Genomic DNA, 17,297 nt, shown 5'->3' with positions numbered 1-17,297 from the left:
GGCAGCAGCACATCGACGTAAGAGCGCCGAGGGAGCGTGGTTCACGGGTGTAGCCTCTCGGACGCTAACGCCCACGTATGCCATCAATAGTGATGCCGCGCACCATGGCACCGCCACCCCCATTCGGGGTAATGGCACATCGACGCTATGCTACCGGTGCAACGCGCAGGAACATCACTCCGCCCAGCCGTCTCTCAGGCAAGCAAAAAGCGCCAGTCCCGAAGGGCTAGCGCTTTGCTCACAGAACGACGAGGAGTCGTTCTACTTCTTATTACGACGCTGGTGGCGAGTCTTGCGAAGCAGCTTGCGGTGCTTCTTCTTCGCCATACGCTTGCGTCGCTTCTTAATTACAGAACCCACACGGACCTCACAAGTATTGGTTTAGTCGCGGGGCCCGCGACTGACACGAAAACACCATTCTATCGGACAAAACGCTCTCCAACTACTCAACCGTCGGATCGGGCCGGTAGCGGGAACGCGAAACGCCCGATTTCAACCGTTTCTGCGCCACTTCTTCGCGGTCGCATCCTTGACCACCTGGGACATCTGCGAGGCGTCGGCGAAAGCCTTGCCGATGGCCGAGGCGAAGGCTCGCTGCTCGTCTTTCAACCCGTCACCCTCCAGATCGGCGGTCTTGACGGCCTGATCGAAGTCGACGCTGAGGAACGGGATCAGCCAATCCTCGATCTCCTCGAGCGGCGAATATTCCAATCGGTAGAAGCGGTGTTGCCCATCTTCGCGCACGGTGACCAGACCGGCTTCACGCAGCACCTTGAGGTGCTTGGAGACCGTCGGCTGGCTCAGCCCGAGATGACCGACGATGTCGGACACGCTCAGTTCGCTGCGCCCCGCACTCCCGGGCTCGCCGGCGGGATCAGCCCGCTCCAAGAGGATGCGCAAAATGTCGCGTCGCGCCGAGTCTGCCACCACTGTGAAGATGTCTGCCATACCCTCAGGGTAGTCATTCGTACTGGGTAAAAACCACCGCTGGGTAGTACCATGTCAAACTGGCACAGGTCGCAGGTCAATCGGGGGTTCCAGGTGTTGTCGAGAACCGGGACAGGGCCGTCCCTCCCCCGCCCACTGAGCATTCTGGCGCATCTGCGCGACGGCGTGGACTCCCTCGCGCACAAGTCACCATCGCGGTTTGCCATTCTCATTTTCACGGCACTCATCATGGTGTTCACCCTGTTGTTCTCGCTGCCGGTCGCTTCGGCGGACCGCATCATGACGCCGCTGCACGACGCCCTGTTCACAGCGGTGTCGGTCATCTGCGTGACCGGCCTGACCACGGTCGACATGGCCACCCACTGGTCGCCGTTCGGCAATATTCTCGTCTTCGTCGGCGTCAACATCGGCGGCATCGGCGTGCTGACCCTGGCCTCGCTCATGGGTCTGGTCATCTCGCGTCGTCTGGGTCTGCGCGCCAAGCTCATGGCCGCGAGCGATTCCAACCCGTCGCGCATCCACGCTGGCCCGGTCAACGAGGGTCAGACCGTGCGGCTCGGCGAGGTCGGCAGCCTGTTGCTGACCGTGGCGATCAGCGCCCTGGTCATCGAAGTCGGCGTTGCCGCCCTGCTCTTTCCCCGCATGCTGGCCGACGGCGTCGCGATCGGTGAGGCCGTGTGGCACAGCTTCTACTACGCCGCGATGGCCTTCACCAATACCGGCTTCAACCCCAACATCGGCGGACTCGACCAGTTCGCCGGTGACTATTGGTTTCTCGGTGCGCTGATGATCGGCGTATTTTTGGGCAGCCTCGGCTTTCCGGTGATTTACGCCTTCGCCCGTGGCTGGCGCTCCCCCCGCCGCTGGTCGGTGCACGTGAAGCTGACCCTCGTGACCACGACCGCGCTCATGATCCTCGGCATGGTGTTCTACATCATTCTGGAATTCGACAATCCGAAGACGTTCGGCGCGCTCAATGCCGGTGACACCATTTTTCAGTCCCTATTCATGTCGGTAATGACCCGCTCGGGCGGCTTCGCGACGATCGACATCAGCGATCTGCACGGGTCAAGCCTGTTGCTGAGCGACATGCTCATGTTCATCGGCGGCGGGTCGGCGTCGACCGCTGGCGGTATCAAAGTGACGACCCTGGCCATCCTCTTTCTTGCGGCCTTTGCCGAGGCCAGGGGCAAGCAGGAGATGGAAGCCTTCGGCCGCCGGATTCCAAGCGACATTCTGCGCCTGTCGGTCAGCGTGGTGCTGTGGGGCGCGACCACCGTCGCCGTGGCGAGCATCCTGATTCTGCACATCTCCAAAGAGCCGTTCGACCTCGTGCTGTTTGACGTGATCAGCGCCTTTGCGACCTGCGGTCTGTCCACCGGCCTCACCGCCGACCTGCCGCCTGAGGGCGTGTACGTGATGGCTGCCACGATGTTCATGGGCCGGGTTGGTACAGTGACTCTCGCGGCAGCACTGGCCGCAAGCCAGAGCAGGCAACTGTTCAAACGCCCGGAAGAGAGGCCCATCGTTGGTTGATCGCATCAAACACGACGCCCCCGTACTCATCGTCGGGCTCGGGCGTTTCGGTGCTGCCACAGCCGGCCAGCTCGACCGTCTCGGCCGCGAAGTGCTCGTGGTCGACACGAGTGAGGCGCTGGTGCAGAAGTGGTCGGAGCGAGTCACCCACGCTGTGCAAGCGGATGCCCGCTCCCTCGAGGCCCTGCAGCAAATCGGTGCCCAGGACTTCTCCATCGCCGTCTGCGCAACCGGTTCCTCGGTCGAAGCGAGCGTGCTCATCGTGGCGAACCTGGTTGACCTGAAGATCCAGCAGATCTGGGCCAAGGCCATTTCCAAGTCGCACGGCAAAATTCTCGAACGCATTGGCGCCAACCACGTGATCTACCCCGAGGCCGAGGCCGGGGAACGCGTCGCCCACCTCGTGTCGGGTCGCATGCTCGACTTCATCGAGTTCGACGATGATTTCGCCCTCGTGAAGATGTACCCGCCTAAGCAGATCCGCGGCCTCAACCTAGTGGACTCCGGCGTGCGTCGCAAGTACAACGTCACGGTGGTCGGCGTGAAGAGTCCGGGAAAGCCGTTCACCTATGCCACCGCTGAGACGGTGGTCTCCAACCACGACCTCATCATCGTGTCGGGCGCCGAAGCCGACATCGAGCGGTTCGCGGCCCTCGGATCTTAGCCGATCAGCATCCGTTCTGGTGGAATGCACCCGGATTCGGTGAATAATCCTCCAATTCGTGGACGGCGACCGGCTATTCTCCTACTACGGACATAACTCGTCGCAGCTCGGCGAGGCTGCCTGTGGCGTCATGTCCGAGGACGGAAAGGCTCATCCATGTCACGAAACGTTCCCGCGCTCCCCGATACCGTTGCGCCCGAGGCCGGATTCACGGTGCCTGACACCACCGCTGACATCATCGCCGAAGTGCAAACCGATACGACGGGCGAGGTCACCATCAACGGCGCAACGCGCACGGTGACCGGCAACGATGAAGCCGGCGTGCGCGAGGAGATCATCGGTCTCGTCGTCGAGACCGCCCGCACCCGCGGGCAGTCTGTGCTACTGCAGGTCAGCGACGAGCAGGGCGACTGGCCGCTGACGGTGCACCCGAACGGACGCGTCGAGTCCGCCGGACCGGTCGTCGTCGGGCGGCATCCCAAGCCGGCGCACACCGTGCCGCTCCCCGTGCAGAACAGTTCGCCGCGACCTGCCGTGCCGATCGAAGCGGATGCGCCCACCCCGTTTGCTGCGCTGCTGCAGCCGCCCGCCGCAGACGCCGCCGATGAACCCGACGATGAACCCGTCAGCCTGTTCGATTCCCTGCTCGCTCCTTTGGCTGTTGCCGCGGAGCCGCGGGCATCCGTCAGCGGAGCAGAGCGGACACCGTCGCTGCCAGTCGCGTCAGCGCCGGTCATATCGGTGCCGGTCACATCGGTTCCGGTCACATCACGTCCAGCCACCTCGCCATTTGTTACCTCGCCCGCTGCCGCGGCCGCCGCGACATCGACCACCGTCCCGCCCAACCTCGCCGATTTTCTGAGCTCGCGGCCGCCGGCACCGACCGGTCCGGCCGAGCACGGCTGGCAGGGCGCCATCCGCCGCCTCACCGGCGGGCTGGTCTCGCTCGCGCCGAGTCCCTCCGAGCAGATGCAGCGCAGCGCCATCACCGCCGTGCAGCGCAGCCTGAACGGCCCCCGCACGATCGTGGTCCTCAACCCCAAGGGCGGGGCGCACAAAACAACCGCAACGCTGCTCATTGCGGCAACGTTCGGCATCTATCGCGGCGGCTATACCCTCGCCTGGGACAACAACGAGACCATGGGAACCCTGGGGGTACGCGCTCAGGCCGCTCGGCACACCAATACGGCCGTCGATCTGCTGCGCGACCTGGATCGCTTCGGTGATGCTCGCTCCCGGGTGGGCGACCTCGACAACTATGTACGGTCGCAGGGCGACGCCCAGTTCGATGCACTCGCCTCCGACCTCGATCCGGCGGGAGCGGCGAGCATCGACGATGTCGCATTCCGCAAACTGCATACAACGCTCAGCCGCTTCTACCGGGTGCTCGTCATCGACACCGGCAACAACATGCGGGCCAGTAACTGGGAGGCGGCCGTGGAGACCGCCGACCAGCTCGTGATCGTCTCGACCATCCGCGAGGACACCGGTTACGGTGCAGCCTCGCTGCTCGACGGCCTGCGCCAGAAGGGGAACGCCGACAAGGTCGCCCAGGCGGTGACCATACTCGCTTCACCGTCGAAGACCGCGGATGAGCAGTTGTCCGCGCGCCTGCACGACCACTTTCGCCAGCTCACCCGCACCGTCGTCGACGTTCCCTACGACGCTTCGCTGGTCGGCGGCGGACCGCTCAACGTCGACGCGCTGGCGCCCCGCACCCGCTCAGCCTGGCTGCAGGCGACGGCCGCCATCGCCGAGGGGCTGTAGGCGCTAGGAGGCGGCGAGTTCCTTCGCACGCGCCAGGGCGGCATCCGTTGCGGTGTCGAAGAGTTCCTTGAGGCCACCCTTTTCAAGCTCCCAGACGGCGCGCTCGGTGGTGCCGGCCGGACTCGTGACCAGGCGGCGCAGTTCGCTCGGCGACTTGTCCGAAACGGCGAGCAGCGAGCTCGCACCGAGGAATGTTCCGTTGACCATGATGGCCGCTTCTTCGGGCGTGAATCCCTTGGCGATGGCCGTTTCGGTGAGCTGCTCGATCAGGTAGAACACGTACGCGGGGCCGGAGCCGCTGATGGTGCTGAGGGCGTCGAGCTTGCTCTCGGGAACGACCAGAACGTCGCCGACGGTCGCGAACAGGGCACGCGTGAGTTCGAGGTCAGCGTCGCTCGATCGGGTGCCGGCACTGATGCCGGTGACGGCCATGCCGACGACGGCGGGCGTGTTCGGCATGGTGCGGATGACGTGCACGGTGCTCGGCAGGAGCGATTCGAAGGTGTCGATGGTAACGCCGGCCGCGACGCTCAGCACGAGCGTGCCGGGAGCGAGCGACGTGCCGATTTCCGCCAGCAGATCGGCGACCATGTACGGCTTGACGGCGATGATGACGATCTGGGCGCCGTCGATGGCTTTGAGGTTCGCGTCAGCGTCGATTTCGGTCGCGTAGGCGGTGACACCGTCGGTGTCGGCCAGCTCGGCGGCCTTGACCGCGGTGCGGTTGGTGACGCGAATGCTGCCCTCAACGGTGACGCCGGGCTTCAGCAGGCCGGCCAGAATGGCGCGAGCCATGGAGCCGGCGCCGAGGAAGGCGATCGTGGGCAGAGTCACATTCGGGGAAGAAGTCATCCGACCAGTCTACTTTTCCTGCCATCGAGGTGCCCAAAACGCCCCACCTGAGCGCAGCCTCCGCCAGCTGGCGCCGGTTCTAAGATGATCCCATGAGCGCATCGGGCGGAAACAAGGCAATCGTGGCGGCCTTCGCGGCCAATCTGGGCATTGCCATCACCAAGTTCGTGGCCTGGGCCTTTTCCGGCTCCTCCTCGATGCTGGCGGAGGCGGTGCACTCGGTAGCGGATGCCGGCAACCAGTTACTCCTGCTGCTCGGTGGTCGTAAGGCGAAAAAGCGGGCCGACCTGGAGCATCCGTTCGGCTATGGGCGCGAACGATACGTCTACGCCTTCGTGGTGTCGATCATCCTGTTCTCGATCGGCGGTGTGTTCTCGCTCTATGAGGGTTTCGACAAGCTGCAGCACCCGCATCCGCTCGAAAATGCCTGGCTACCGATTCTGGTGCTCACTATCGCTATGGTCCTCGAGGGCTATTCGCTGCGCACCGCGATTCGGGAATCGAACCATGTGCGCGGGAAGCAGAGCTGGGTGCAGTTCGTGCGGCACGCGAAGGCGCCCGAGCTGCCCGTCGTACTGCTCGAAGATGTCGCAGCGCTCACCGGCCTGGCCTTCGCCTTCGTGGGTGTCGGCCTGACCATCATCACCGACGAGCCGATCTGGGATGCGATCGGCACGCTCGCCATTGGCGCGCTGCTCGTGCTGGTCGCGATCATTCTCGGCATTGAGACCAAGAGCCTGCTGGTCGGCGAAGGCGCCAGCAGGAGAGACCTCGATGCCATCGAGGCGGCCATTCTCGATGGCCCGGAGACCAGGCGCATCATTCACCTCAAGACCCTCTATCTCGGCCCGGACGAGATTCTGGTCGGCGCCAAACTCGCCTTTGACGGCGACCACCGCTTTACCGACGTCGCCGCGGATATCAACGCCGTGGAGACCCGCATTCGAGCCGCCGTGCCGTTGGCCCGCACCATCTATCTCGAGCCGGACATTCACTTCGACCCGAACTTGGCCGACCCGCCGACCGACAGCTTCGTGATCAAGGGACTCGAGTAGGACTCAGCGCCGGCTTCTGCGCGCCGGATTCTCGAAGAATTCCCGCAGAATGGTGCCGCACTCGACCTCGTTGACGCCAGCGAAGACCTCGACCCGGTGGTTGAGCCGGCGGTCGCGCAGCACGTCGTAGACCGACCCGGCCGCTCCCGCTTTTTCATCCCAGGCGCCGAAGACGACCGTGGGCAGCCGGGCGGCGAGGATGGCGCCGGAGCACATGACGCAGGGTTCGAGCGTGACGATCAGGGTGCATTCGGTCAGGTGCCAGTCCCCGGTGTGCGCGGCGGCCTGGCGAATGGCGACGACCTCGGCGTGCAGGGTGGGGTCCTGGTGCAGTTCGCGCTCGTTGCGGCCCCGGCCGATCACCTGGCCCGCGCTGTCGACGATGATGGCGCCGACCGGCACGTCGTCGGAAGCCAGGGCGGCGCGCGCCTCGGTCAGGGCCAGCAGCATCCACTCATCGTGTTGGTCTCGTGCACCCATGTCTCACCTCAACCCGTCTAGTAGAATCGAGCCTATGCGAGTCCACGTTGCCGACCACCCGCTCATCACACACAAGCTCACCGTGCTCCGCGACAAGGACACGCCGTCGCCGCTGTTCCGATCGCTGGTCGAAGAGCTCATGACGCTGCTCGCCTATGAAGGTACGCGCGGCGTACGGGTGGAAGCCGTGACCGTGCAGACCCCCGTATCGGCCGCGCAGGGCGTGCGGATCAGCGACCCGAAGCCGCTCGTCGTGCCGATTCTGCGCGCCGGCCTGGGAATGCTGGAAGGTATGGTCAAGCTGCTGCCGACCGCCGAGGTCGGTTTTCTCGGAATGGCCCGCAACGAAGAGACGCTGCAGCCGGCGACCTACGCCGAACGCCTGCCCGACGACCTGTCGGATCGGCAGTGTTTCGTACTGGACCCGATGCTCGCCACCGGCGGCTCGCTCATCGCCGCGATCAACTTTCTATTCGACCGCGGCGCGGTCGATGTGACGGCGATCTGCATCCTGGCGGCCCCCGAAGGCCTCGCCGCCGTCGAGGCGGCACTAGCCGGCCGCGAAGTGACGATCGTGCTGGGCGCCGTCGACGAGAAGCTGAACGAGCTGGGCTACATCGTGCCCGGCCTCGGTGATGCGGGCGACCGCCTGTACGGCCTCGTCTGATCTCATGCAGGTCCTGCGACCGACGACACGCTAGCCCCGGGTCACATCAATAATCTTTGATCGATTCGCGTTTCATCATGCAATATTTCACAAAGACGTGATTTTGCACGGAATCGCCTAAACAGGCAGCACGCTGCGAACGTGTTGCACGTCATTCGGCGACTTGCCGCGACGCCAAATTGACACGCGGCGTCACATTCCGCTTTACTCACAGTTATGACAACCAGCGCACGCCCCCTGACCTCCCTCGAGGCCCCCGGGACTGCCGCCATGATGATGGTCGGCACCCCCGCCATCCGCTGTTGCCGAATGTGCCGCTAACCGCGACTTTCCCCCCCTCGCGTTCACTGCCTGACAGTTCAGGCTGACGCCCCGAATGCTTTTCGATGCATTCGCCTTCCGGCCCCACGGGCCACACCTCGAGTCTCAGTCACGGAATAGGCGCTTGGCGCATCCGTCGGGCTCCCGTCGATCGAACAGTCAAGGACCTCTCCCATGTCTCTCGCACACATCCACGCCACTCGCCCCACGTTCAACCGCCCCGACCTGACCCTGGCCCCGCCGGTGGCCACCCCCCGCATTCGCGCCGTGCCCAGCGGCACCGAGGCTCGCGGCTTCGTGCTCTACGTCGGCATCGATGAAGCCAAGGCGGCCGCGGCCGGCACAAGCCTGAACCGCATCGTCGAGGCGCTCAAGGCCCTCGCCGCCGACATCGCCCCCTCGGCCGAGACCTACGCCGCCGTCGCTTTGGCGCCCCAGGGCGCCGGCGGTCGCGACGTTGACGTCGTGCGCCTGGCCCTGCAGGATCCGGCCGCACTCGCCGCCCACCGCGCCGAGCCCGAAGAACTCGACCGAGCCCGCAGCGGTGTCGTCGTCGACATCTCCCGCAAGCGCGTCATTCTCGATAACGAGACGGCAGCACTGACCTACAAGGAGTTCGAGCTGCTGCAGTACCTCGTGCTGCGTGAGGGCCGCACCATTGACCGGGCCGAAATCATTTCGTCGCTGTGGAACTCCGCCGACGAGGAAGACACCCCGAACGAGCGCACCATCGACGTGCACGTTCGCCGTCTGCGCTCCAAGCTCGGCCGCTACGAAGACATCGTGCGCACGGTGCGCGGTGTCGGCTACCGCTTCGACCGCCACGCGGACGTCGCAATCCGCCAGTCGACCACGCCGAGCCCCGACCTGTTCTGAACGGCCGCTCACGTGCTGCCGGTTAAAAGGACTGAGGGCCAGTCGCAGAGGCTACGACTGACCCTCTTCCCTTGCACCAAGAGTGTCCTGCAATCACATTTCACGTCGTCCGCCACAGCAAACGGTTGACGCACCTAAAACATATAACGAATAGGTAACGGGCGCCACCTTTGGGCCAGAAAATCACCTGCGAGTTTCATGCACGGCATCCGTTTTTTCTCAGAAAGCGGATACTGCCGGCCCAGCCACCGACCCTGGCCCGGCCTGCCCCGCCGAGTCTCTATCCTTGATAGAACGAGGTTAGGAGCCGCAGGTGGTGGATCGAACGATCGCGGTGGGCGCGTGGGAATCGCTGTTTCGCGCCCAGGTGGCCATCATGCGCAGCCTGGCCGCGAATTTTCCGTCCAAGGAGATTTCGCTCAACGAGTACGACGTGATGTTCAACCTTTCTCGGCAGCCGGAGCGGCGCATCCGCTTACGTGATCTCAATCAGCACGTGCTGTTGACTCAGCCGAGCGTGAGTCGCCTCGTTGATCGGCTCGTGTCGCGCGGATATCTACACAAGCTCAGCGACCCGAGCGACGGGCGCGGCGCGATCATCGAGCTCACCGAGGCGGGCCTGGCCCTGTTTCGACGGGTCGCTGTTCTGCACATGGGCGCGATCACCGAGCGCATTGGCGAGTCCCTGACTCAGGCCGAACTGCTGCAGCTCGCCGCGCTGTGCGACAAGCTGCGCGTCGACTGCCCTGGCGAGCGTGACGAGGACCCAACACTCGACGTTTGACCCACGCCGGCCATCGAAAAGTCGGGCGATGGAACGAGGGCCCTACCCCTCGTCCCACCGAGGCAGTCCCTCGCAGGAATGCCTTCCTCACCGTGCGCCCGAACATTGCCCGGTGAGAAAATCGGGTGCAACCACGTACCGATCCCTGGGAACAAAACGAACGCAGATCAGTTGAGCAATGCTCGCTTTGGTCGATGCTATCCCAGCTTGGGGACGGAAACCCTAATCTTGCGCAAGCACTCAGCATCTCGTTTATCATGAAGCCATGGCTTCCCTCTCCGGTTCATCCGTTCTTATCGTCGGCGCTACCGGTGGCTTGGGCCGCGAAATTGCCCAGCTTCTAAGCGAAGAGGGCGCTCTGCTCACCCTGCACGGGCGCAACGCTGAGCGTCTCGCCGAACTCGGCATCTTTGGAGCGACGGTCACTGGCGACCTGAGTGATCCGAGCACGGCCGCACAGCTCGTGTCCGCCGCCCTAGCCGCACACGGCCGCCTCGACGGAATCATCAACGCCGCCGGAGTCGTAGCGTTCGGCCCCATAGCGGATGTCGCTGACGAAACAATAGATACCCTGATGGCGGTGAACGCGACGGCATCGATGCGCCTGCTCCGGGCAGCCCGTCCCGCTCTGACCGAATCATCCGGCGGGCATCGTGATCCGTTCTTTGTCACGCTCAGCGGCATTGTGAGCGAGCGCCCAACCGCGAACATGGCGGCATACTCGGCCTCGAAGGCAGCCCTCGCGGCCTTCGCGCAAGCGGCGGGCCGGGAGATGCGACGGGACGGCATCCGCTTTCTTGATGCACGACCCGGCCATACCGAAACGGGACTGGCCACCCGACCGATCCAGGGGTCAGCACCGCCACTACCTACCGGCTATCAGCCAGCGGATGTCGCCCGACGCGTCGTCGACGCGATCATCTCCGGCGAGCGCGACCTGCCGAGCACCGCCTTCGCCGGATAGGCCCTACCAGTCCGTGCGCGTGCGCTCCTGAGCCACAACCTCGTCGCGGTCCACAAGACGCCTCAGGCCGGCGAGCGGCTGGGCCATTCGGTGATTACCGCGGATGCGCGGCTCGACGCGATCCAGGAATGCCCAATATCCGGCCGTGAACGGGCAGGCCTCCGGACCCACCCGAATTTTCGGATTGAACCGACAGCCCCCGCAGAAATCGGTCATCTTCGAGATGTAGGCGCCACCGGCGGCGTATGGCTTCGTCGCGACAATGCCGCCGTCGGCGTGCTGTGACATGCCGACAACGTTGGCCGGCATGACCCACGGTGTTCCGTCGACGAAGGCATTGATAAACCAATCCGACAGTGCTGAAGGTTCGTAGCCTCGCTGCAATGACCAGTTGCCCAGAATCATGAGGCGCTGAATATGATGCGCATACCCGGTGCGGGAAACCTCATCGAGCACGTGGCTCAAGCACCGCGCTTCGACGGCGGCACCATTCAACTCCAGAAACGCCGGCGGAAGCGGCTCGTGGGCTCCAAGAAAATTGCTCTCCGCGACGTAGTTCTCGCCGAGGTGCCAGTACAGGTGCCAGACCCAGTCCCGCCAGCCCATGATTTGGCGCACCACGGCCTCGGCGCTGGGCAACGGAACCTGACCGGAGTGGTACGCCGAGACGACCGCGTCGATGACTTCCTGCGGATGCAGGAGGCCGAGGTTGAGTGGAACGCTCAACCTCGAGTGGGCCATCGTGCTGTCCCCGATCAGCGAGGCATCCTCGAAGGGCCCGAAGTCCGACAGTCGCGTTTCGATGAAATCATCCAGCGCCGCGAGCGCTTCCGCGCGGGTGGCCGCAAATCGGCGCGGGCCATCCGCTCCGATCAGGTGCACACGGCCCTCAGCGACGAGGCAGTCAAGGTCTCGGCGCACCTCCGCGTCGATGTCGTCTTCGACCGGGGCCCACGGGTCGGGCAGACCGAGACTGGCCGCACGTTTCGGGGGCGGCTGTCGATTATCCTGATCGAAGTTGAAGCGCCCGCCCTCCGGCTCAGGGCCACGCATAAGTGTGCCGGTGGTCGTGCGCACGTGGCGGTAGAACTGCTCCATCACAAGCCGGGATGCGGGCCGGCCGTCGGCCCAACTGGCGAAGTCCTGCTCGCTCGTCACGAAGCCTCGACTCGGCAGAACGGATGCGCCCAATTCTGCGACCAGCGCGCGTGCGCCCCACGAGGTGGGGTTGATCACCTCGAGATCACGGCCCTTGAGCACGTCCCGGTAGTGCTCGGCTCGCAGAAACTCTGCGCGATCACCCAACTCCCGCGCGCGGTGGCGAAGTGCGCTCAGGATGAGATGGGCTTTAGCCCGGTGATACGTGCGTCGCCCCAGAACGGCAGTCGCCTCGACCAGCACAATGGGCCCACCGTCGTCGTAGTGCGGACCGAGCTGATCAGCGAAAAGAAAGCGAGGCAGGGTCATAGCGCGATCTTACCGAAAACGGGCTTTGAGCTACCGGTCCAGCCGGTCGGGTACGGCGCAGACGGCGTCCGGCGACCCTGAAAAGAAAAGTCCCACTCGACGCACGGTCGAACGGGACTGATGCTGCGCGCCTGAAGCGATACGAATATCCACGCAGAGGCGGACGACTGCCTCAGCCGTTAGTAGGCATCGTGACCGCAGAAGGGCACTTGTAGGGACCTTGCGGGTGCATTTGGTCTTTGAACACGGTGTGGCCCTTTTCGCATGAAGCGTCGAGTTGCCAGTTACCTGTGCGAGTTTTGGAAGCAACTGTTCTAAACATTTCTGTCTAGCAAGGAAATGACCGGCTAAAGAAACTGACTCATAAAGGTTGACATCTTCCGCCGCCGCGCAACCAGAAGCGGTGGCACAATTGCTCGAGCACACCAGTGACGCCCTCACCAAACGGACCTATATTGCCCGGCCGGAGTCCGTGAAATGGGGCGTGACGCGCTGGCTCCGTTGTTCAAAGCGGGACAAAGCGGAACCTTGCCCAACGAGAAAACCCCATCTAACAGGCTAAAAGCCTGATGAGACGGGGTTTATCTGTGCGCCCGAAGGGATTCGAACCCCCAACCTTCTGATCCGTAGTCAGATGCTCTATCCGTTGAGCTACGAGCGCATGTCAATCCCACGAACTTTAACGACCGGAGACAACTTGAAAACTATACCAGCTATCGGGAGCTCTCCGCGCCGCCGCCCGGCTGCGGCGCGCCATCGACGGCAAAATCAACCCCTGTTGTCGGTCCCGGTCGAGTGATTTACTAACCGGGTGAACGAAACCAGCCGCGCCGATGCGGCAGCCTTTGACTACTCCGACCTGCGCGCCGTCTTCATCAATTGCACCCTGAAACGCAGTCCCGAGGTGAGCAACACCCAGGGCATCGTCGATCTCAGCGCTCGAATCATGCGGGAGCAGGGCGTGCAGGTCGACCTGATTCGCGCCATCGACCATGACATTGCCACCGGAGTTTACCCGGACATGACCGAACACGGCTGGCCAACGGATGCCTGGCCGTCGCTGTTCCCGACGGTGCAGGCCGCCGACATTCTCGTGCTGGCCGGGCCGATCTGGCTCGGCGACAACGGCTCGGTGACCAAACGCATCGTGGAGCGGCTCTACGCCCACTCGGGCGAATTCAACGAGAAAGGCCAGTACATCTTCTATGGCAAGGTCGGCGGCGCCATCATCACCGGCAACGAAGACGGTGTGAAACACTGCACGTCGAACCTGCTCTACAGCCTGCAGCACATTGGCTATTCGATTCCGCCCGCCGCCGATTCCGGCTGGATCGGCGAAATCGGTCCAGGCCCGAGTTACCTCGACGAGGGGTCTGGCGGTCCGCAGAACGACTTCACCAACCGCAACACAACGTTCATGAGCTGGAACCTCATGCACCTCGCCTCGATCCTAAAGCAGAACGGCGGCATCCCGGCGTACGGCAACCTGCGCCAGGACTGGGACCGCGGCGAACGCTTCGGGTTTGAGCCGAACCCGGAATATCGGTAGCCGTCAATTCGAAAACTCGATAGTTCCGGAAACCGGGTAGGTAAAATGAGGTCATGGTTGCCGCCCGCTCTCACCGGGGCCGCGGCAGCTATTTCGCGATTGCCGGCTTCGCGGTGGTCTGCCTGGGCGTCGGCTGGTACTGGTCGCTGCCGCTGTGGGTGGCCGGTCTGTATCTGGCGGCGAGCCTGATCTGTTTCGTGCTCTACCTCGTGGACAAACGCCGGTGCGGCACCGCACGCCGGCGGGTATCGGACCGAACGCTTCTGCTCTGGGGGTTGGTCGGCGGTTGGCCGGGCGCAATCTTGGCGCAGCAAACTGTGCGACACAAGACGCAGAAGACGCGTTTTCGCCGCGCGTTCTGGCTCACGGTCGTCGTCAACGTTGGGCTGCTCGTGGCATTGAGCTCACCGGCATTCGACGAAGTGCTCGGCCAGCTGTTCAGTATTCGTTGAATTCTTCCCCGGTTTCGGCCTCGTACTTGGCCTTCAAAATGGCCAGATTGATCAGCACAAACGCTTCCAGGCGCTCGTTACGATGCTCGGCGTAGTCGGGTTCACGTTGATCGACGGCCAGTTCGATGAGCTTCGACGAGACGGCCGAACTGACCTCTTCACTCGCCGACCGTTGCGCACTCGCAACGATGCGTCCCACCTGGTCGTCATCATCGGCCACGGCGTCGAGGGCCAGAGCCAGCCGCTCGTGCACCCGCAAGCGCAGGGCGAACTGCTTGAGGTCGTGTCGTTGGTCGTCGGTCAGGCTCAGCCGCCATTTCATTGACGCGAGGTCCTTGCTCATCCGGCTGACCCGCCGTGCGTACTCCTCGTTTTGCCGGGCCAGGTGGCGCAGCTCACTGCGGGCATCGGCGGCGTACCGCGCGGCGTCGTAGTCGTCGTGCTCGCGGAGCGCGCCAACGATGATGTCGTTCTTCACGGCCATGCGCACGGCCGACACCGCGATCAGCAGGCCCTCATCGACGGTGCGTTCGAGGTCGGGCAGCTCAGCGTTCACGTCGGGTTCTCTGACGTTCGCGTGAGCGTCAGCACGACGCCGGGACCGGTTCCAAATGATTGCGCCACCACTTCCTCGTGCAGGTCACTTCCATTTTATCGAAGGAACTGGTCCGTGCCGTGCACGGATTGTGTGAGTCCTGCCGTCCATCTGGTCGATGCCCTCGGTGCTGACGTGAGCCGCACCCCGATGGGTGGGGCCGTCATTCCCCTGGACGAAGGGGCGATGCGGGCGGTGGAGCACGAGGAGTGCGGTGAACGCATGGGAATCCGGTTAGGCATGAGTGTCGCCCTCAGCCTTGCAACGCTCCTCCTGGCCGGGTGCGCCAGCCCAACACCGCCGGACGGGGTTGAGGACGCGTGCAACATTCACGCGTCGTGGGTCTCGTCTGATCGGCCGCAGGCGGACGAGCAACGACTCGCGCGCTTATTGCGGAACGCCGTTCCGGCAGGTGCCGACGAAGCGGGCGAATTCGCCGGCGATCAGCTCCTCACAACATGCACGGAAGCAGGGTCGAAGGCGCCCGAAGGTTAGGGCGAGCCTCCCCCTGTATCGAACTTATCGCGGAGCCGGCCTTCCCGGGCTGGGTCGTTCCAGACGGTGTTGAGCAGGTCGATTCGCGAGAATCTCGAGCTCACGTCCAGCGGGTGAGCGCGGCACGCGCAAGCTGCCGTGCGGCATCCGTTTCGAGTCCGTGCGAGTCCGACCCGCTCGGCGGAAGCAGGCTGCCCGTTCCCGCCCAGCCGAGCACCCGTCGGGTGTCTGACGCGTCGCTCAGCGCGGAGTCGTTGCCGTAGCGCCCTCGCCCGCCAAAAGTCCAGCCCACCATTGAGGTGAGCAGATCGAGCGACTTGCGGAGGCGATCCCAAGAGCCGGCTTCACCGGCGGCCACGAGCATCAGGAGGAGCAATGCGCTGTCCCGGCCGTCATCACTGCGCTCGAGCGGAAGGCGGGCCGCGAGGTATTGCCACAGCTCCACCGGAGCATCGCGCAGCTGCGCACCCCGCTTGGTCAGCAGCAGGTCGCCCCGGAATTTGCGCACCAAGCCGAGCTGCGCAGCCGTCTCCCGCAGAAACAGCAGCGGGTAGGTTTGCGACTCCCGGTTCGCCTCGCCCCGCCAGATCTTCTCCGTGTCGAGCTCTTCCATCAGCGCCCGAACGCGCGCGGGAGGGAGATACCCGGCACTGGTCAAACGGATTCCGCCGCCCACGTTCCCCAGGAATGTCCGGATCACCGCGGTGGCCGTCGCGGCCTCGGCCTCATCGATCGGCGTCGGCTCCACCACGTCTGCGGACGCGAGGTAGCCAGCGAGGTGACGCTGCGCGTCCGGACTCACTCCCGCGAAGAGGATGACCAGCTTGGAAGGCGTGCCGCCCGAGGAATTGTGGCGGCGCAGCCAGCCGAGTGCGGCGTCCGACCCCGCCAGCCGTTCCAGACCCCGGTTGATTTCGGCGAGATCGATCTCGTCGACGAACCGGTGCAAGCCCATCTCGAAGGCGATCTCCCGTTGCTCCGGGTAGTCAGGTGGAGTCGTTCCCGCAGCCACGGCAAGAAGGTGTTCCCAGCCGTAAATCCCGCCCACGTCTTCGACCGGCCCCCGGCGGCGACCGTCGACACAGCGCACGGCGGCATCCGTCACCGCCTGCTGCTGCGGCAGTACGTCTTCAAGTTTGATGGTGTGGTCCCAGTCGTCACCGAAATCATAGGTGTAGCGGAGCCAGTCATTCTTCTTCGCCAAGAGCTGATCGAGACGCAGCTCGCTTTCCAGCACGCCCTCGTCACCCTCCTCAACGTCGTAAGGGGTGAGGATCCCCTGCGTCTCGTGACTGTAGCGGTCTGTGGCGAGCGCGAATCGGTGCAAGTGGCTGTTGGTCCAGCCGAACGCGGTCTGCAGCACGTCGTGCAGAACGTCGAGGGTCAGGTTCGACGGCAACGTGAGTCGCCGCCAGATCGGCGGGTGTGAATCGGCGAGGTCGACGCGGAGGCGGAACAGAACCGGAGTGTCAGGTGGTGTCAGCAGTGGGAGCGGCTTGAGCGGTGCATCCACGAACGCAAGGGCTGAGTCGTCGGGCGAACCCGAGCCGGCCGTCGAGGCGTCAAACCGCGCCTTGAAGTCAGCGAAGTCGGTCACGTTCTCGGAACTCGCGTCATGGTTGGGCGGTGTCGTCATACCGACAGGATATTTGAACTTGCTCAGGACCCTAGAACGGTTGGGGGTTGGTGTCGTCGGTGTTCCCGCTGGTGTTCCAGTCGCCACTCCACGGATCGCTGATCGGTTCGGCTGGCGGCAGCGGTGCGGGCGGGTCGGGCGGTGGTGGGGCTGGTGGTTCGGGTGGGGCTGCTGCCTGTGGTGCTGCTT

General features: G+C 64.2%; 18 protein-coding genes and 1 tRNA gene. 11 read left to right on the top strand and 8 right to left on the bottom strand.

From position 1 onward, the window contains the following. Nucleotides 1–261 precede the first annotated feature (261 nt). A complete protein-coding gene (locus E3T31_RS00095; RefSeq protein WP_003792170.1) occupies nucleotides 262–360 on the bottom strand; it encodes a 30S ribosomal protein bS22 in 99 nt (32 codons plus the stop codon). 132 nt (nucleotides 361–492) lie between these two features. After that, nucleotides 493–948, bottom strand: a complete 456-nt coding sequence (locus E3T31_RS00090) for a helix-turn-helix transcriptional regulator (protein WP_134466938.1) — start codon at nucleotides 946–948, stop codon at nucleotides 493–495. A 51-nt stretch (nucleotides 949–999) separates the two neighbouring features. On the opposite strand from E3T31_RS00090, the gene E3T31_RS00085 reads away from it, so the two are divergent. The 3 genes from E3T31_RS00085 to E3T31_RS00075 all read left to right on the top strand — a co-directional run bounded on the left by E3T31_RS00085 (nucleotide 1,000) and on the right by E3T31_RS00075 (nucleotide 4,915). Beyond that, nucleotides 1,000–2,484 carry a TrkH family potassium uptake protein gene (locus E3T31_RS00085; RefSeq protein ID WP_134466937.1) on the top strand — a complete coding sequence of 495 codons (1,485 nt, stop codon included), beginning with the start codon at nucleotides 1,000–1,002 and terminating at the stop codon, nucleotides 2,482–2,484. Beyond that, nucleotides 2,477–3,148, top strand: coding sequence for a TrkA family potassium uptake protein (locus tag E3T31_RS00080; RefSeq protein ID WP_104134831.1), 672 nt, complete (start codon nucleotides 2,477–2,479; stop codon nucleotides 3,146–3,148). Before E3T31_RS00085 ends, E3T31_RS00080 begins: the two co-directional genes overlap by 8 nt. A 156-nt stretch (nucleotides 3,149–3,304) precedes the next feature. Further along, a complete protein-coding gene (locus tag E3T31_RS00075) occupies nucleotides 3,305–4,915 on the top strand; it encodes a chromosome partitioning protein (RefSeq protein ID WP_241977433.1) in 1,611 nt (536 codons plus the stop codon). Nucleotides 4,916–4,918: 3 nt separating this feature from the next. On the opposite strand, the gene proC is transcribed toward E3T31_RS00075, so the two are convergent. Continuing rightward, nucleotides 4,919–5,767, bottom strand: a complete 849-nt coding sequence (gene proC / locus E3T31_RS00070; RefSeq protein ID WP_134466936.1) for a pyrroline-5-carboxylate reductase — start codon at nucleotides 5,765–5,767, stop codon at nucleotides 4,919–4,921. Between the two features lie 92 nt (nucleotides 5,768–5,859). Here proC and E3T31_RS00065 point away from each other — a divergent pair, with 92 nt between their 5' ends. Further along, nucleotides 5,860–6,822, top strand: a complete 963-nt coding sequence (locus E3T31_RS00065) for a cation diffusion facilitator family transporter (RefSeq protein ID WP_134466935.1) — start codon at nucleotides 5,860–5,862, stop codon at nucleotides 6,820–6,822. 3 nt (nucleotides 6,823–6,825) lie between these two features. On the opposite strand, the gene tadA is transcribed toward E3T31_RS00065, so the two are convergent. Then, nucleotides 6,826–7,302 (bottom strand): tRNA adenosine(34) deaminase TadA, encoded by a 477-nt coding sequence (tadA, locus tag E3T31_RS00060; RefSeq protein ID WP_206750299.1) that lies wholly within the window; start codon nucleotides 7,300–7,302, stop codon nucleotides 6,826–6,828. Between the two features lie 34 nt (nucleotides 7,303–7,336). On the opposite strand from tadA, the gene upp reads away from it, so the two are divergent. The 4 genes from upp (at nucleotide 7,337) to E3T31_RS00040 (ending at nucleotide 10,914) form a co-directional block, all read left to right on the top strand. Further along, nucleotides 7,337–7,969: a uracil phosphoribosyltransferase gene (gene upp / locus E3T31_RS00055; protein ID WP_134466934.1), complete on the top strand. Its 633-nt coding sequence runs from the start codon at nucleotides 7,337–7,339 to the stop codon at nucleotides 7,967–7,969. Between the two features lie 495 nt (nucleotides 7,970–8,464). Beyond that, nucleotides 8,465–9,166 carry a winged helix-turn-helix domain-containing protein gene (locus tag E3T31_RS00050; RefSeq protein WP_134466933.1) on the top strand — a complete coding sequence of 234 codons (702 nt, stop codon included), beginning with the start codon at nucleotides 8,465–8,467 and terminating at the stop codon, nucleotides 9,164–9,166. 376 nt (nucleotides 9,167–9,542) lie between these two features. Continuing rightward, entirely contained in the window at nucleotides 9,543–9,950 is a 408-nt protein-coding gene (locus E3T31_RS00045) for a MarR family winged helix-turn-helix transcriptional regulator (RefSeq protein ID WP_134467057.1), read from the top strand. A gap of 265 nt (nucleotides 9,951–10,215) precedes the next feature. Next, complete coding sequence (locus E3T31_RS00040) at nucleotides 10,216–10,914, top strand: SDR family oxidoreductase (protein WP_134466932.1); 699 nt, start codon at nucleotides 10,216–10,218, stop codon at nucleotides 10,912–10,914. Between the two features lie 3 nt (nucleotides 10,915–10,917). Here E3T31_RS00040 and E3T31_RS00035 read toward each other — a convergent pair whose 3' ends face one another. Next, nucleotides 10,918–12,381 (bottom strand): cryptochrome/photolyase family protein, encoded by a 1,464-nt coding sequence (locus E3T31_RS00035; protein ID WP_134466931.1) that lies wholly within the window; start codon nucleotides 12,379–12,381, stop codon nucleotides 10,918–10,920. A gap of 588 nt (nucleotides 12,382–12,969) precedes the next feature. Further along, nucleotides 12,970–13,042, bottom strand: a tRNA-Arg gene (locus E3T31_RS00030). 150 nt (nucleotides 13,043–13,192) lie between these two features. Between E3T31_RS00030 and E3T31_RS00025 the strand changes: the two genes are divergently transcribed. Both E3T31_RS00025 and E3T31_RS00020 read left to right on the top strand, forming a co-directional pair. Continuing rightward, on the top strand, nucleotides 13,193–13,930 hold the full coding sequence (locus E3T31_RS00025) for a flavodoxin family protein (RefSeq protein ID WP_134466930.1): 738 nt from the start codon (nucleotides 13,193–13,195) through the stop codon (nucleotides 13,928–13,930). 53 nt (nucleotides 13,931–13,983) lie between these two features. After that, nucleotides 13,984–14,382, top strand: coding sequence for a DUF1294 domain-containing protein (locus E3T31_RS00020; RefSeq protein ID WP_134466929.1), 399 nt, complete (start codon nucleotides 13,984–13,986; stop codon nucleotides 14,380–14,382). Here the strand turns inward: E3T31_RS00020 and E3T31_RS00015 are convergent. Further along, complete coding sequence (locus E3T31_RS00015) at nucleotides 14,369–14,938, bottom strand: hypothetical protein (RefSeq protein ID WP_134466928.1); 570 nt, start codon at nucleotides 14,936–14,938, stop codon at nucleotides 14,369–14,371. The two genes, E3T31_RS00020 and E3T31_RS00015, sit on opposite strands and share 14 nt — an antisense overlap. A gap of 132 nt (nucleotides 14,939–15,070) precedes the next feature. On the opposite strand from E3T31_RS00015, the gene E3T31_RS00010 reads away from it, so the two are divergent. Beyond that, a complete protein-coding gene (locus tag E3T31_RS00010) occupies nucleotides 15,071–15,472 on the top strand; it encodes a hypothetical protein (RefSeq protein WP_134466927.1) in 402 nt (133 codons plus the stop codon). Nucleotides 15,473–15,572: 100 nt separating this feature from the next. On the opposite strand, the gene E3T31_RS00005 is transcribed toward E3T31_RS00010, so the two are convergent. After that, on the bottom strand, nucleotides 15,573–17,108 hold the full coding sequence (locus E3T31_RS00005) for a plasmid pRiA4b ORF-3 family protein (protein WP_134466926.1): 1,536 nt from the start codon (nucleotides 17,106–17,108) through the stop codon (nucleotides 15,573–15,575). Nucleotides 17,109–17,297 lie beyond the last annotated feature (189 nt).

The sequence above is a fragment of the Cryobacterium sp. TMS1-13-1 genome (assembly GCF_004403125.1).
Classification (GTDB): Bacteria; Actinomycetota; Actinomycetes; order Actinomycetales; family Microbacteriaceae; genus Cryobacterium; species Cryobacterium levicorallinum.
The sequence above is the reverse complement of the archived record's forward strand: the minus strand, read 5'-3'. Positions and strand labels throughout refer to the sequence as shown.